Source organism: Halopseudomonas oceani (assembly GCF_002903165.1).
In the GTDB taxonomy this organism is placed as follows: domain Bacteria; phylum Pseudomonadota; class Gammaproteobacteria; order Pseudomonadales; family Pseudomonadaceae; genus Halopseudomonas; species Halopseudomonas oceani.
This window is the reverse complement of the sequence record NZ_PPSK01000008.1, coordinates 89,045-103,991: the sequence shown is the minus strand read 5'-3', so window position 1 is coordinate 103,991 and position 14,947 is coordinate 89,045. Positions and strand designations below refer to the sequence as shown.

General features: G+C 60.0%; 12 protein-coding genes. 9 read left to right on the top strand and 3 right to left on the bottom strand.

Annotation, left to right across the window (positions count from 1 at the left end):
* The first annotated feature begins 3 nt into the window (after positions 1-3).
* The gene (locus C1949_RS10260) at positions 4-777 is read left to right on the top strand and encodes an SDR family NAD(P)-dependent oxidoreductase (RefSeq protein WP_104738433.1); all 774 of its coding nucleotides are present in this window, start codon (positions 4-6) and stop codon (positions 775-777) included.
* 39 nt (positions 778-816) lie between these two features.
* Here C1949_RS10260 and C1949_RS10255 read toward each other — a convergent pair whose 3' ends face one another.
* Complete coding sequence (locus C1949_RS10255) at positions 817-2,229, bottom strand: alanine/glycine:cation symporter family protein (protein WP_104738389.1); 1,413 nt, start codon at positions 2,227-2,229, stop codon at positions 817-819.
* Positions 2,230-2,427: 198 nt separating this feature from the next.
* Between C1949_RS10255 and C1949_RS10250 the strand changes: the two genes are divergently transcribed.
* The 8 genes from C1949_RS10250 (at position 2,428) to C1949_RS10215 (ending at position 11,418) form a co-directional block, all read left to right on the top strand.
* Positions 2,428-3,270, top strand: a complete 843-nt coding sequence (locus tag C1949_RS10250) for a metal-dependent hydrolase (protein WP_104738388.1) — start codon at positions 2,428-2,430, stop codon at positions 3,268-3,270.
* 73 nt (positions 3,271-3,343) lie between these two features.
* The gene (locus C1949_RS10245) at positions 3,344-4,468 is read left to right on the top strand and encodes an NAD(P) transhydrogenase subunit alpha (protein WP_104738387.1); all 1,125 of its coding nucleotides are present in this window, start codon (positions 3,344-3,346) and stop codon (positions 4,466-4,468) included.
* A 10-nt stretch (positions 4,469-4,478) separates the two neighbouring features.
* Complete coding sequence (locus C1949_RS10240) at positions 4,479-4,799, top strand: NAD(P) transhydrogenase subunit alpha part 2 (protein ID WP_172409641.1); 321 nt, start codon at positions 4,479-4,481, stop codon at positions 4,797-4,799.
* Positions 4,800-4,806: 7 nt separating this feature from the next.
* Positions 4,807-6,234 (top strand): NAD(P)(+) transhydrogenase (Re/Si-specific) subunit beta, encoded by a 1,428-nt coding sequence (locus tag C1949_RS10235; RefSeq protein ID WP_104738386.1) that lies wholly within the window; start codon positions 4,807-4,809, stop codon positions 6,232-6,234.
* A gap of 487 nt (positions 6,235-6,721) precedes the next feature.
* Positions 6,722-7,501, top strand: coding sequence for a dienelactone hydrolase family protein (locus C1949_RS10230; protein ID WP_104738385.1), 780 nt, complete (start codon positions 6,722-6,724; stop codon positions 7,499-7,501).
* Between the two features lie 183 nt (positions 7,502-7,684).
* On the top strand, positions 7,685-9,034 hold the full coding sequence (locus tag C1949_RS10225; protein WP_104738384.1) for a hypothetical protein: 1,350 nt from the start codon (positions 7,685-7,687) through the stop codon (positions 9,032-9,034).
* Positions 9,035-9,138: 104 nt separating this feature from the next.
* Positions 9,139-10,935: an ABCB family ABC transporter ATP-binding protein/permease gene (locus tag C1949_RS10220; protein WP_104738383.1), complete on the top strand. Its 1,797-nt coding sequence runs from the start codon at positions 9,139-9,141 to the stop codon at positions 10,933-10,935.
* An 81-nt stretch (positions 10,936-11,016) separates the two neighbouring features.
* Complete coding sequence (locus C1949_RS10215) at positions 11,017-11,418, top strand: nuclear transport factor 2 family protein (RefSeq protein ID WP_104738382.1); 402 nt, start codon at positions 11,017-11,019, stop codon at positions 11,416-11,418.
* 3 nt (positions 11,419-11,421) lie between these two features.
* On the opposite strand, the gene cobA is transcribed toward C1949_RS10215, so the two are convergent.
* Both cobA and C1949_RS10205 read right to left on the bottom strand, forming a co-directional pair.
* Positions 11,422-12,168: a uroporphyrinogen-III C-methyltransferase gene (gene cobA, locus C1949_RS10210; protein ID WP_104738381.1), complete on the bottom strand. Its 747-nt coding sequence runs from the start codon at positions 12,166-12,168 to the stop codon at positions 11,422-11,424.
* Positions 12,169-12,182: 14 nt separating this feature from the next.
* Positions 12,183-14,879 carry a nitrate reductase gene (locus tag C1949_RS10205; protein WP_104738380.1) on the bottom strand — a complete coding sequence of 899 codons (2,697 nt, stop codon included), beginning with the start codon at positions 14,877-14,879 and terminating at the stop codon, positions 12,183-12,185.
* Positions 14,880-14,947 lie beyond the last annotated feature (68 nt).

Sequence of the window (14,947 nt, the reverse complement as noted above, 5' to 3'; positions counted from 1 at the left end):
GACATGACGGATCTCCGGGGCCGCGTGGCCCTGGTCACCGGCGCTGGCAGTGCCGACGGTATCGGCTTCGCCATCGCAAGAATGTTTCATGCCGCAGGTGCAACGGTTGTATTGACCTCAACGACCAATCGCATTTTTCAGCGGCAGAACGAACTGGACCCGGATCGGTTGCGCAGCTTGGCGGTGGTGGCTGATCTGACCCACCCGGAGCAGGCCGCCGAGCTGGTCGATCAGGTTATCGAGCAATTCGGGCGGATCGATGTGCTGGTCAACAATGCCGGTATGTCCCAATCGGGTATTGAAGCGCCGATTGGCGACCTGTTTCACCGTATGGCGTTTGAGCACTGGCAGCGCGAGATTGACCTCAACCTCAATACCTGCGTGCATGTCAGTCAGCCGGTGCTAACGCACATGCTGGCTGCCGGTTTTGGTCGGGTGATCAATATTGCTTCGGTGACCGGTCCGCTGGTGACCTTCCCGGGCACGGCTGGGTACAGTGCTGCCAAGTCAGCGATGGTCGGGCTGACCCGTTCCATCGCCCACGAAGTGGCTGGGCAGGGGATTACAGTCAATGCCATTGCACCCGGCTGGATTCACACCCCATCGAGTTTGCCTGCAGAACTCGAAGCAGGGCGGCATACGCCGATCGGACGGCCGGGACGGCCAGACGAGGTGGCGCGCGTGGCGCTGTTTCTGGCCAGCGAGGGTTGTAGCTACATGACTGGCCAGATGCTGGTAGTGGACGGCGGTAACTCGCTGCAGGAGATCAAGGGCTGACCTGACCCGGGGGGCATCCCGGGTCAGGTCAGTACGTCGTTACGACCAGATGTCCCGGTCAATCTTGTGTTCCAGTTCCGGATAATCTGTTGCCTTGAAGTGCGGCACTAGGCCTTCCTTGCGCTGGGCAAGGTAATCCTTGGTCAGCTTGGCGACGGTGCCGGACAGCAGCACGATACCAATCAGGTTGATGGTCGCCATCAGCCCCATTGAGGCATCGGCCGCATTGAAGACCGTGCCGACCGCCTGATAGGCACCCCAGACGACCATCGCCAATGCGGCGCAGCGTAGCGACAGCATACCCAGCTTGCCGCCGAGCCCCAGATAGACCATCGCGTTTTCCGCATACGAGTAGTTCGCGACGATAGAGGTGAAGGCGAAGAACAGGATCGCGAACGCGATGAAATAGCGACCGGCATCACCGATATGCGTTTCCAGCGCGAGCTGGGTCAGCTGGGTACCGGTCACGCCGTTGCCCGGCTCAAGTACACCTGAAAGCAGGATCATCACCGCCGTAGCGGTACAGATCACCAGTGTGTCGATAAATACCCCGGTGGCCTGCACAAAGCCCTGGGATGAGGGGTGGTGGGGCGTAGGTGTGGCTGTCGCTGCGACATTAGGCGCGGACCCCATCCCGGCTTCGTTGGAAAACAGGCCGCGCTTGATGCCATTGAGCATGGCGGCGGTTACCGAGCCAGCGACGCCGCCGGCCGCTTCTTCCAGACCAAAGGCGCTTTTGACGATGGTCGCCAGCACCCCCGGCACCTCGGAATAATTCATCGCCAGCACCACCAGTGCCATCAGTACGTAGGCCGCAGCCATAAAAGGAACAACAAACTCGGCAAAGCGAGCAATCGATCGCAAGCCACCGAAGATGACCAGCCCGGCGACTGCGGCAATGGCGACACCGACAACCAGTTTGTTGAACCCAAAGGCACCCTCCATGGCGTCGGCTATGGAGTTGGCCTGAACGGCGTTGAATACCAAACCAAATGAAATGATCAGGCAGATAGAAAAGATACTCCCCGCCCACGGCGCCTTTAGCCCCTTGGCCAGGTAAAAGGCCGGGCCACCGCGGTACTGGCCCTGGCCGTCTCGTACCTTGTAAAGCTGGGCCAGCGTGCTCTCGGCATAGGCGGTTGCCATGCCAACCAAAGCAACCATCCACATCCAGAAGATAGCGCCAGCTCCGCCCAGATACAGCGCGACGGCCACACCGGCGATGTTGCCGGTACCGACACGCGAAGCAAGGCTCGTGCATAGTGCCTGAAAGGGCGAAATACCTGACTTGTCACTTTCCCGCGAGCCCAGCAGCGAGCGAATCATTTCGCCAAAGTGCAGAAATTGCAGCGCGCCCAGGCGGATGGTAAAGAACACGCCCACAGCCAGCAGGCCGTAGATCAGGATGTATCCCCAGAAGACAGTATTTAGAGCGTCTATCACCGCGTTCATAGCGTTCCCCCATGGTTATTGGTATCGGTGTTGAAACAGATTGTTACGGGTAACTGTAGTGGCTCAGCCGCCTGTCGCCAGTCCTGGTCAGTTGAAAATATGCATTGTCAATTCTCCTGAATAGGTCGAAGATGCCTTAATCACATCAATGTCCACGCAAAACAGATAACAACAGCGCAGCGCATTAAGAGGTGAGTCATGACCGCAGCAACCCCAGACGACCTGGCTATCCATCCTCGTCGTATCGACTTCGAGTTGCCGAACCCGTTGCCAAAGCACTGGCACGGCGGTGACCCGTTCAAGAGCCATTTCTTCAATTCAATGTCGATCCTGTTTCCGGACGGTGAGCGCTTTTTCATCGATTCGGTACGTTACTTTCGTGATCGTGTCGAAGACCCGAGGCAGCGTGAGCTGATCAAGGGCTTCATCGGTCAGGAAGGGCATCACAGCCGTGAACACATCGAATACAACCGCCTGCTTGAAGAACAGGGTTACGACGTCAAGGCTTTAACGGAACCCGTTCGTCAACGTATTCGCTTTGCCAACAAACACTTCACGCCAGAGCGCCGTCTGGCAAATACCGTGGCAATGGAACATTTCACCGCGATCATGGCTGATGCGGTGTTGCGCGAAATGCGCTGGTTTGACGGGGCTATCGAACCCATGCGTCAGGTGTGGCGTTGGCACGCACTGGAGGAGACCGAACACAAGGCGGTCGCCTTTGATCTATATATGCAAGTGTGTGGAGACCGTGCGCAGCTACGCAGGGCAATGCGGCTATCGACCTTCTTCTTTCTGCGCGATGTTACCCGCGGCGTCTGGCACATGTTGAAGCGTGACGGTCGGCTCAGTGATGTGGGCACCTGGTACCGAGGCATACGCTGGCTTTGGGGGCGGAATGGCTTCTTTTCGGGGCTTTGGAGCGCCTATCGTGACTTTTATCGTGACGATTTTCATCCCTGGCAGCACGACAATCAAAGGCTGATGCAAGCGGTTCAGCAGGAGTTTGACGCGATCAATATGCTTGGAACAAAGTCCTGAATCGTCTCGGAAGTGATGCGCTTTCTGTTGCAAGTTGTTGTATCCTTCGCGCGTTCTGTTTCCAGGAGTGACCATGGCTATCAGTTTGTATGTTGCAAAAGAGACCCGGCGCCACGAAAAGCGTGTGGCGTTGGTTCCCGCAGTTGTTGCCAAGTTGCAGAAACTCGGCATCGAGCCCTGCGTTGAACCCGGAGCCGGTCTGGCGGCCCGAATTCCCGATAACGATTTCACTCAGGCGGGCGCCGCTGTCGCGCCGGCACCAGCCGAGACCCGACTGTTCTTCCGAGTGCAGGCCCCGTCGTTGGAAGACATTCAGGAAATGCCGGAAGGCTCCATCCTGTGCTGCTTCATTTACGCCCAACGCGAGCCTGAAATCGTAAAAGCGCTGCGTGACAAACGTATCACCTGTTTTGCGATGGAGCTGATTCCCCGTATTACCCGGGCTCAGGCAATGGATGCGCTATCGTCTCAGGCCGCATTGGCTGGCTACTACGCGGCATTGATGGCGGGTACCCACCTGCATCGCATCCTGCCGATGATGACCACCGCTGTGGGTTCCCTGCGTCCGGCCAAGATTCTGGTCATGGGGGCCGGTGTCGCCGGTCTGCAGGCACTGGCGACTGCCAAGCGTCTTGGTGCAATGATCGAAGGCTACGACGTACGTCCTGAAGTACGCGAACAGGTGCAGTCGGTTGGCGGCAAGTTCGTCGATACCGGCGTATCGGCAGTAGGCGAGGGCGGTTATGCCCGCGAGCTGACTGCTGAAGAGCAGAAGCAGGTCAATGATGTGCTGACACGTCATGTGCAGCAAGCTGATGCCATCATCACCACGGCCTCCATCCCGGGCAAGCCGAGCCCCAAGATTCTGACCGAAGAGCAGATCATGGGCATGAAGAGCGGCTCGGTGATCATTGATCTGGCCGCAGAAGGTGGTGGCAATACGCCGCTGACCCAGCCCGGCGATACTGTTGAAGTCGGTCCGGCGACCATCGTTGCGCCGCTGAACATCGCCAGTCACCTGGCTGAGCACGCCTCTGAACTCTATTCCCGCAACCTGTTGGCTCTGGTTGGCCTGATGGTCAAGGAAGGCGAGCTGTCGCTGGATTGGGAAGATGAGGTGCTGGCTCGCTCGGTACTGACCCACGACGGTGAAATTCGCAATGAGGCAGCGCGCACCGCTGTCGAACAGCTGGCCTGAGGACGGTTTGATGGAAATGACAACTACCATTACAGGCTTTGTTGCCCTGTATATCTTTTTGCTGGCCGCATTTACCGGCTATGAAATCATCGGCCGCGTTCCGGCCATTCTGCACACCCCGCTGATGTCGGGCTCTAACTTCATTCACGGTATCGTGGTTGTTGGCGCGATGTGGGCGCTGCTGAATGCCGGTTCCACGCTGGAGCAGGTGATCGGTTTTGTTGGTGTTCTGCTGGGCGCGGGTAACGCTGCCGGTGGTTATGTAGTCACCGAGCGCATGCTTGAAATGTTCAAGCCGACCAACAAAGCATCCGGTGCGGACAAGGAGTAAGTAGACCATGTTCAGTTCTTTTTTGATTGACGCGGCCTACTTTGTCGCAGCATTTCTATTCCTTTATGGCCTCAAGCGCATGGCCAGCCCGGTTACCGCTCGGTCCGGTATTGTTGTTGCCGGTGGTGGTATGGTGCTGGCCGTTGCTGCCGCGTTTCTGTACGGCTTTGATGTCAGCGCACGCGCCGAACCGCACCTGACCACCAACCTGATCCTGCTGGTTATCGCGCTGGCACTGGGTATTGGTTGGGCGTGGATCAGCGGCAAACGCGTCGCCATGACCGACATGCCGCAGATGGTTGCGCTGTATAACGGCATGGGCGGTGGTGCTGCCGCTGCGATCGCTGCCACTGAGTTGCTGTCGGGCAATGCGCTGGCCCATGGCCCCGTGGTAACCATACTGGCGATTCTTGGCGGCCTGATCGGCGCGGTTGCGCTGTCTGGCTCGCTGATCGCATGGGCGAAGCTCGATGGCCGGATGAATAAGGCCTGGCGTTTGTCCAAGCATCAATACGTCAACGCCTCGCTGCTGGGGGCTGCGCTGTTCGTCGGTGCGGTGGTTACCGTGATGGCTATCGTCGGCGCAGAAGAGACTCCGGTTCTGCTGATCCTGGTGTTCTTTGCCGTTGCTCTGGCGTTGGGTGTACTGCTGACTACGCCAATCGGCGGTGCGGATATGCCGGTTGTGATCTCGCTGTACAACGCTTTTACCGGCCTGGCGGTTGCGTTCGAGGGTTTCGTGCTGCAGAACCCGGCGATGATCATCGCGGGTACCGTAGTCGGCTCTGCCGGTACGCTGTTGACGCTGATGATGGCCAAGGCGATGAACCGCCATGTCAGCAACATTATCTTCAGCGACTTCGGTGGTGAGGACGATGGCTCTGATGGCGAAATTCAGGGCACCATGAAGTCGTGTGATGCATCCGATGCGGCGATCTCGATGTTCTACGCCAACAAGGTTGTCATCGTTCCGGGCTATGGTCTGGCGGTCGCTCAGGCGCAGCACAAGCTGTACGAATTCGTCAAACTGCTGCAAAAGCAGGGTGTGGAAGTCAGCTTCGCGATTCACCCGGTTGCCGGTCGTATGCCGGGTCATATGAACGTGCTGTTGGCCGAGGCTGGCGTACCGTACGACATCATTTATGACCTGGAAGACATCAACGAAGAGTTTGCACAGGCCGATGTCGCCATCGTTCTGGGTGCCAACGACGTGGTCAACCCGGCAGCACGTACCCGCAAGTCCAGCCCGATCTACGGTATGCCGATCTTGAATGTCGATCAGGCGCGTCAGGCCTATGTGGTCAAGCGTGGTCAAGGCAAGGGCTACTCCGGTGTCGAGAACGAGCTGTTCTTCCTCGACAACACCTCGATGGTGTACGGCGATGCCCAGAAGGTCATGGTGCAGATGATCGAAGCGGTTAAATCGCTCGGTTAATCGGCCCCTCTGCGGCAAGCAAAGCCCCTGTTCTCATGAACAGGGGCTTTTTTGTGTTTGTTCACGGATTGTGGGGATAACCGCTTCCTTCGGTTCTCTGTCTTATCCATGCGCTGTTGCTAAGTCAGCCTTTCGCCTTCACGGCGAGCCAAGGGGGGCTGCTTGCCCAGCCCCCCTTGGCGATCCCCCCGGGCACCCGGCTACGCGGCCCTTCGGGTTCGCTGCGTTGCTCGATTTATCGGGGAGGCGCAGAACTCGTCGCTTCGCTCCTCAGACATGCTGCGCCTCCTTTTCCCGATAAATCTGTGCTACTCGCCCGCGTAAACGGGACGAACCCCAGTGCACACTCGATCCTCTGTGCATGCGGTTTATTGCGTTGGAAACTCCCTTATCGAATTTACCTTGATAATCCGCAAAGAACCTTTTCTGTGTCTGCGTGCGGAGTATGCTGAGCTACCTTGTTATACCAATGACGCAGGAGGCATGAATGAAACGAACGCTGACAACGCTGGTGTTGAGCGGTCTGGCCGGTATGGTGCAGGCGGATATGACGGTGCAGACAGTGGCCTACGAAATCGACGGCCAGCCCTATGAAGGGCTGCTGGTGTTTGATGATGCCGTGACCACGCCCCGCCCTGGGGTTCTGATGGTGCCGAACTGGATGGGTGTGACCGACGCCGCCGCAGAGAAGGCCGTGGAAGTCGCCGGTTCCGACTATGTGGTTTTTGTTGCCGACATGTATGGTCGTGACATTCGGCCAGCCAATGCAGACGAGGCCGCCGCAGCGGCGACAACCGTGCGTAGCGATCGTCCGATGATGCGAGCGCGGGTCAACGCCGCACTGGATGTGTTGCGCGCGCAGCAGGGGGCAGTTCCGCTGGATGCGGATAATCTTGTGGCCATCGGCTTCTGTTTTGGCGGCGGAACGGTGCTTGAACTTGCACGCTCGGGTACGGATATTCGCGGTGTGGTGTCTTTCCACGGCAACCTGGATACGCCCGATCCGAACGATGCCAAGGCCATCCGCATGCCGGTTCTGGTGTTGCATGGCGCAGATGACCCGTTCGTGCCGGACGATCAGGTAGCAGATTTCACCGCAGAGATGCGTGCGGGCAATGTTGACTGGCAATTGATCAGCTACGGTGGAGCGGTGCATTCGTTTACCGATCCCTACGCGGCGATGCCGGGCAAGGCTGAGTACAACCCGGTGGTAGCCAAGCGTTCGTTCATGGCAATGCGTCAGTTCTTTACCGAGATCATGGATTGAGCGGTGGGCGCTCGCCAACGCCGCAATGAACGATCATCAAATAAGCAGCGGCACTTTCGCGTCATCGACAACAGTGATGGTGACTCCTTAGTCACCCCGCAGCCGCTCTGGCTGGCATAATGCAGACAGGTCACCCGTCGGGTGGGCGTAATAAAAAGAACAATCAACAATATGGAGATGGGTATGTCGCAACCTGAACAACCTGGTTGGCGCTGGGGGCCGTTTACCTTTCGCTTGCCGTTTTATCACTCCAAGCTGTGCTGGCCCGAGTTCTTTCAAGGTCTGCTGATTGCCGCTGCAACCGGCCTTTCACTGGTGCCGCTGATGACCGGCTTCTTCGGTCTGAGCTTCGAAGAGGCCGTCGCTGTCTCCCTGATTCACTCGATTCTGATTACCTCGTCCATCATCGTTTTTGGCGAGCCCTATGCGCCGGGCTGGATTACACCGGCGTTGCCGCTGGTGCTGGCTTTTGTGCTCGGAGGCTACGAGACCCCGGATGAGCGCTTTCAGGCAATGACAGCGCTGTCTCTGGACTTTGCGCTGTTGCTATTCCTGTTGGGGGTGACCGGTCTGGGCAAACGGTTCATGCTTTGGCTGCCAGACACACTGAAAGCCGGGATCATTCTTGGCGCTGCCATTGCCGCGCTAAAGCGCGTGCTGGTCGACGACGCAGACCGTTTCCTGCTACAGCAGCCAGTGGCAACGACCATCGCCTGCGCGGTCTGCCTGATCTTTGCCTTCAGCCTGCCGATGGCCAAGTTGAAAGAGAAATATCGCTTCTTCGCTCTGCTCGGCGCGCTAGGCCTGCTGCCAGGCTTTGTGCTGGCCGGCATCATCGGGCCGATGGTTGGCGAGGTGACCTACGATATTCAGTGGGGCATTCTGATTCCCCCGCTTGGCGACGCCTGGGCCAAGGTCTCGCCCTTTGCTATTGGCTGGCCGAGTATGGATATGTTCATTCAAGGCATGCCTTTGGCGCTTATCACTTACGTGATTCTGTTTGGTGACCTGGTTACCGGTAACGAAGTGATTCGTGAGGGGCTGCAAAGTCGTCAGGACGAGCATATTGATATCAACCCCACGCGCTCACACATCTCGCTGGCGATTCGCAACGCGCTGATGGGCATCAGTGCGCCGTTTTTCCCAACCCAGGGCGCACTCTGGACGGGCGTGCACGTGATCATCATGCAGCGCTGGAAGCAGGGCAAGGAAGCGATGGACAGCCTGCACAGCGGCTTGGCCTCCTATTATCTAATGGGGCTGCCGATTCTGTTCTTTCTGTTGCCGTTGCTGACTGGCCTCAAGCCGCTGCTGGGGATCGCGCTGTCGTTGACCCTCGTGCTGACTGGCTTTGCCTGTGCCTATATCGCCATGGCGATTCCGAAGAACAACACGTCCCGCGGTGCAGTCGTGCTCATCGGTGCGGCGTTGGCCTTTTTCGAACCGTGGATCGGCCTGTTGATCGGTATCGCAACCACGCTGCTGCTGGTCGGCTGGGACCGTAACCCGGACCCGATTCCACACGAGGACTGAGCGCAGCTCAGCCGCCGTACATGCGGTACACTTCGAGGGCCTGAACGCGGTTGCGTTCAGGCCCTTTGTGTTTTCAGCCATTCCTTTTTCTGCCGAGAGTTGCCGTGCGCCCACGCTCCGACAGCCAGTACGCCGGTGGTCCGGTCAACTGGCGTATCATTTTCGATCTGTTGCCGTATCTGCGTGAATACCGCGGACGAGTCGCACTAGCCATGCTCTGCATGCTGGTTGCCAAGCTGGCCGGCGTAGCGGTGCCCTGGTTGCTCAAGTTGATCGTCGATCACTTTGAAAGCGCCGCAGACGCGCTGGTGCTGGTGCCAGCGGCGTTATTGCTGTTCTACGGTGTGCTGCGTTTCTCCTCAGTTTTTTTCGGTGAACTGCGCGATGCGGTCTTTGCCCGGGTCGCCGAGCGGGCGATGCGGCGAATCTCGCTGCAGGTATTTGAGCACCTGCATCGGCTCGACCTTGGCTTTCATCTGTCGCGGCGCACCGGCGGTCTGGCTCGGGACATCGAACGTGGTACTTCCGGCATCAGTTTTTTGCTGCGTTTCATGGTGTTCAACATTCTGCCGACCCTGATCGAGATCGGGCTGATTAGCGTGATTTTGCTCGCCAACTTCAGTGCGGTTTACGCAGCGGCCGTGCTGGTCGCGGTGCTGCTGTACGGTAGTTTTTCCATCTGGTGCACGGAGTGGCGCAACCGCTTCGTGCGTGAAAGCAACCAGATGGATAACCGCTCCAACACCCGCGCCATCGATAGCTTGCTGAATTTCGAGACGGTCAAGTACTTCTGCAACGAGGCGTTTGAGGCCAGCGAGTACGACCGCAACCTGCAGGACTGGGAAGCGGCGCGGATGAAAAATCGGCTGTCGCTGGTGGCGCTCAACTCGGGGCAGGCGTTGATCATCGCCGGGGCCGTGACCCTGATGATGGTGCTGGCGGCGCGTGAGGTAAGTGCCGGCAGCATGACCGTCGGTGAGCTGGTGATGATCAACGCCTATATGATTCAGCTGTTTGTCCCGCTCAACTTTCTTGGCTTCGTCTACCGCGAAATCCGCGAAGCACTGACCAATATCGAGCGCCTGTTCACACTGCTACGCGCGCCGCTGAAAGTGGTTGACGCTGATAATGCCGAGACGCTGCAACTGCAGGGTGCGTCGGTTCGCTTTCACGACATACATTTTCGCTACGATCAGGGGCGAGAAGTGTTACAGGGCATCAGCTTGGAGATTCCCGCTGGGCGGACCCTCGCGATTGTCGGCGCGAGCGGTGCGGGCAAATCAACGCTGGCGCGGCTGCTGTTCCGTTTCTACGACGTAGACAGCGGCAGCATCAGCATCGACGGCCAGGATATTCGCAGCGTCACCCAAGACAGCCTGCGCCGCGCCATTGGCGTGGTGCCGCAGGACACCGTGCTGTTCAACGCCAGCATTGGCTACAACGTCGCCTACGGTGCCCCCGGTGCGAGTGAAGAAGATATCTGGCGGGTACTGGAACTGGCACAGCTGGATACTTTCGTCCGCAGCCTGCCGCAGAAACTGGATACCCCGGTTGGTGAGCGCGGCCTGAAGCTCTCCGGCGGCGAAAAACAGCGCATCGCTATCGCCCGTGTGTTGCTGAAGAACCCACCGATCCTCATTCTTGACGAGGCCACCGCATCGCTCGACACCCACGCCGAACGTCGCATCCTCGACGCCCTCAATCGGGTCGCCGAACGCCGTACTACGCTTGCTATCGCCCACCGCCTCTCGACCATCATCCACGCCGACAACATTGCGGTGATTGATCAGGGCAGGGTGGTAGAGCAGGGCACGCATGCGCAGTTGCTGGCACAGCAGGGTGCGTATGCGCGGCTGTGGGCGGATCAGCAGCGGGAGCGAATTGAGGCGACAGACGACTGATTCATCGGCTGAATCTCCCTTGCCGCCGCGCGCCAAACCGGCGAACAATGGGGTTTACGCGGATAACAACAAGGAGCAGCAATGAGCAGTGTAATCGAGCGGTGGCACAAGGTTGTCAAGGCGCAGGACCCGAGCGGGCTGGCGGATTTGCTGGCTGACGAGGTGGTGTTTCATTCGCCGGTGGTGCATACCCCGCAGGTCGGCAAGCCGATTACTACGCTGTATCTCTCGGCGGCATTCAAGACGCTGAACGAGCCGGGGCACTTCAAGTATCTGCGTGAGCTGGTTGATGGCAACAACGCGGTGCTGGAGTTCCAGACCGTTATTGATGGCATCACCATTAACGGCATCGACATGATCCAGTGGAATGACGAAGGAAAAATCGTCGACTTCAAGGTCATGGTGCGTCCGCTCAAAGCGGTTAACGCGATTCACGCGGCGATGGGCCGCATGCTCGACGCACTCAAGCCCGCCAAGGCCTGAGGCTTAACCTGCACGCTGACTCGGCAGCTCTGCTGCAGCTGCGTTTACTACCTCGCCAATCACCAGTACCGCCGGGCTTTTCAGCTTAAAGGCGGCGGCTGCGCTGCACAGGGCGTCGAGCCGGCAGGCCTGCTGACGCTGCGCGGGGGAGCTGGCGTTCTCGATCATGGCAACCGGCGTGCCCGGTGCCATCCCGCCGGTCAACAGCCCCTGCTGAATCTGCTGCAACCGAGCGACGCCCATATACACCACCAGCGTGGTGCCGCCCTGGGCCAGACCGTGCCAGTTCAGCTCGCTGTCGTCTCGGGTATGGGCGGTGACCAGTGTTACGCCGCGGCTGACGCCGCGCAGGGTCAGCGGGATATCGCATTGGGTGGCACCGGCCAGCCCTGCGGTGATGCCGTTGACGATGCCTGCCTCAACACCACGCTCGCGCAGCCAATGCGCTTCTTCTCCAGCACGTCCAAAGATGCACGGGTCGCCGCCCTTGAGGCGCACCAGACGCTTGCCCTGACGGCCATAGCGCAGCATGAGACGGTTGATGAACGCCTGCGGGGTAGAGCGGCAGCCGCCGCGTTTGCCGACGCTGATGATCCGTGCCTGCGGGCAGTGCTGCAGAATCTCCGGGTTGACCAGATCGTCGACCATCACGATTTCCGCTTGCGCGAGCAGCCGCGCGGCTTTCAGGGTCAGCAGTTCCGGGTCGCCGGGACCTGCACCAACCAGCCAGACAGTAGGTTCGTTGTGCATGGGGTTCTCCTGTTTCAGGCCGGGACGGCCGCGTTGCTGATCATGCGTTTGATTTCCGGTACACAGGACCCGCACTGGGTGCCGCAACCGAATTCCTGTTTCAATTGATCCAGCTGCATACCGCGTTCGATGCCCGCGCAAATGCGGCTTTCACTGACGTTCATGCAGTTGCAGACGGTTTTGTCCGGGCGGCCGACGTCGGCGCCGGGTGGTGCACTGACCGGGGCAAGGAACCAGCGGTGCAGGCTGGCGTCGGTATCGGCGCTTTGCCACAGGCTGCGCAGCCAGTCGCGGGCGAGGGTTTCGCCGCTCAGGCGCAGGGCGGTGATGCGCCCCTCACTGAGTCGGATGCGCTTGGAGACGCCGCTGGCTGGGTCGTCGTAGCGCATGGTGCTGGCGTCATCCAGGCTGCACAGGCTGTCGATCTCGGCCAGCAGTGCTGCGCTGGGTGCCGTGGCTGCGGCGGTGCGCATCACCAGCGCCGGGCGCTCGCGGCCGATCAGCCCCATACCGAGATAGTCGAAGCGTTCACCGAGTCGGCGCAGCGCGGCAAAGTGCCGCTGGACGTCTCCCTCAATCAGCAGAAATGACTCCCACGGCAGTTGTACCGGGGTGACTTGTACGCCGCTCTGCTTCAGTTCGGGCTGCTTGGACAGTGGGTCGTAGCCGTTCTGGGTCAGAACGTTGCAGCCGAGGCCTTTGAGAAAACGGTCGCCCCAATGCATGGGCAAAAACACCTGCCCCGGCCGCTGGGCAGGCTCAGCCAGTACCGGCAGGACCAGCTCGCCGCGGCGGCTGCTGACGCGGATCAGCTGACCGTCCTGCAGGTCACGGGCGGCGAGGTCATCCGGGTGCATCGCGAGCTGTGCCAACTCGACATGGCCGAACAGCTGCGCGGCGGTGCCGGTGCGGCTCATGCCGTGCCACTGGTCACGCAGGCGGCCGGTGTTGAGCAGCAGCGGGTAGTCGCTGTCAGTTGTTTCTTTCAACTCGGTAAGGTGTTCGGCAATGAACTGGGCGCGGCCATTGGCAGTGGCGAAGCGGCCGTCGGTGTAAAGGCGTTCGGTGCCCTGCTCGGTGGAGGCGTTAAAGGGCCATTGCTGGGGGCCGAGGCGGTCAATCAGGGCGTGACTCAAACCGCTGTAGTCCAGATCGCGGCCACGGGTCAGGCCCTTGTACTCATCGAACAGTTCGGCCGGGGAGTAAAAGGCAAACTGGCTGGGGCGGCCCGGCAGCAGCCGGCGTTCCAGGCGGCGGGCGAAGTCGCAGACGATGGACCAGTCAGCCCGCGCCTCGCCGGGCGCACCGATGGCCGGGCGGACATGGCTGATGCGGCGTTCGGAGTTGGTGACCGTGCCTTCCTTCTCGCCCCAGCTGGCAGCAGGCAGCAGCAGGTCGGCGTAGCTGCAGGTTTCGGTCGTGGTGAAGGCTTCCTGCACGATGACAAAGGGGCAGGTGGCCAGCGCCTCGTGGATCAACTGCTGATTGGGCATGGATTGAGCCGGGTTGGTGCAGGCGACCCAGAGCGCCTTGATGCGCCCGGCGCGCACGGCTTCAAACAGATCTACCGCGCTCAGCCCCGGTTGCTCCGGCAGGTTGTCTACGCCCCAGTAGATGGCGACCTCGCGCCGGTGTTCCGGGTTGGCAGCGTCGCGGTGCCCCGGCAGCAGGTTGGAGAGGCTGCCGGTTTCCCGTCCACCCATTGCGTTCGGCTGGCCAGTCAGCGAGAACGGGCCGCTGCCGACCTTGCCGATTTGACCGGTCGCCAGGTGCAGGTTGATCAGCGCGTTGTTCTTGGCGCTGCCGGCACTCGACTGGTTCAGGCCCATGCACCAGAGCGAGAGAAAGCTCTGCGTATCGCCGATCCAGCTGGCGGCCAGATGAAGATCCGCCTCGCTGATGCCGCACTCGGCCGCAACCAGTGCCGGGGTATAGCGCTCGACCAGGCTTTGCAGCGCTTCAAAGCCGTCGGTATGAGCGGCGATAAAGGCATGGTCGATCTGCCGCTGCTCAATCAGCAGATGCAGCAGACCGTGGAACAGGGCAACGTCGGTGCCGGGGCGCAGCGCCAGGTGCAGATCGGCGATCTCGCAGGTGTCGGTGCGGCGCGGGTCGATGACGATAATACGCTTGTCTGGTTGCTCGGCCTTGGCGGCTTCCAGGCGGCGGAACAATACCGGGTGCGCCCAGGCCATATTGCTGCCGGCGATCAGCAGGCACTGGCTTTGCTCGATGTCGGTGTAAGAACAGGGGGGCGCGTCAGCGCCGAGGCTGCGCTTGTAGCCCACGACGGCGCTGGACATGCACAGCCGTGAGTTGCTGTCGATGTTGTTGGTGCCGATCAGGGTGCGGGCGAGCTTGTTGAAGCTGTAGTAATCCTCGGTCAGCAATTGGCCGGAGATATAGAAAGCGACGCTGTCGGGGCCGTGTTCGTCGATGGTACGGGCAAACACCTCGGCGGCGTGGCTCAGAGCACCGTCCCAGTCAACTCGGGCGCGCGCCAGCGATTTGCCGAGGCGCAGTTCGGGATAGTGGGCGCGGGCCGCTAGATCACCGGTCAGGTGCAGGGTAGAGCCCTTGCTACACAGGCGACCGAGATTGGCCGGATGCGCGGGATCGCCGCTGACGGTATGGATCTTCTCACCGTCGTGATCGATCAACACGCCGCAGCCGACGCCACAGTAACAACAGGTAGACGCAGTCTGTTTCATCGGGTCGCTCCTGCTGTGCGTGACAGCGGTGTGGCGTTGTCGTCGTTGGCTGCGTGCTGATGGTCTGG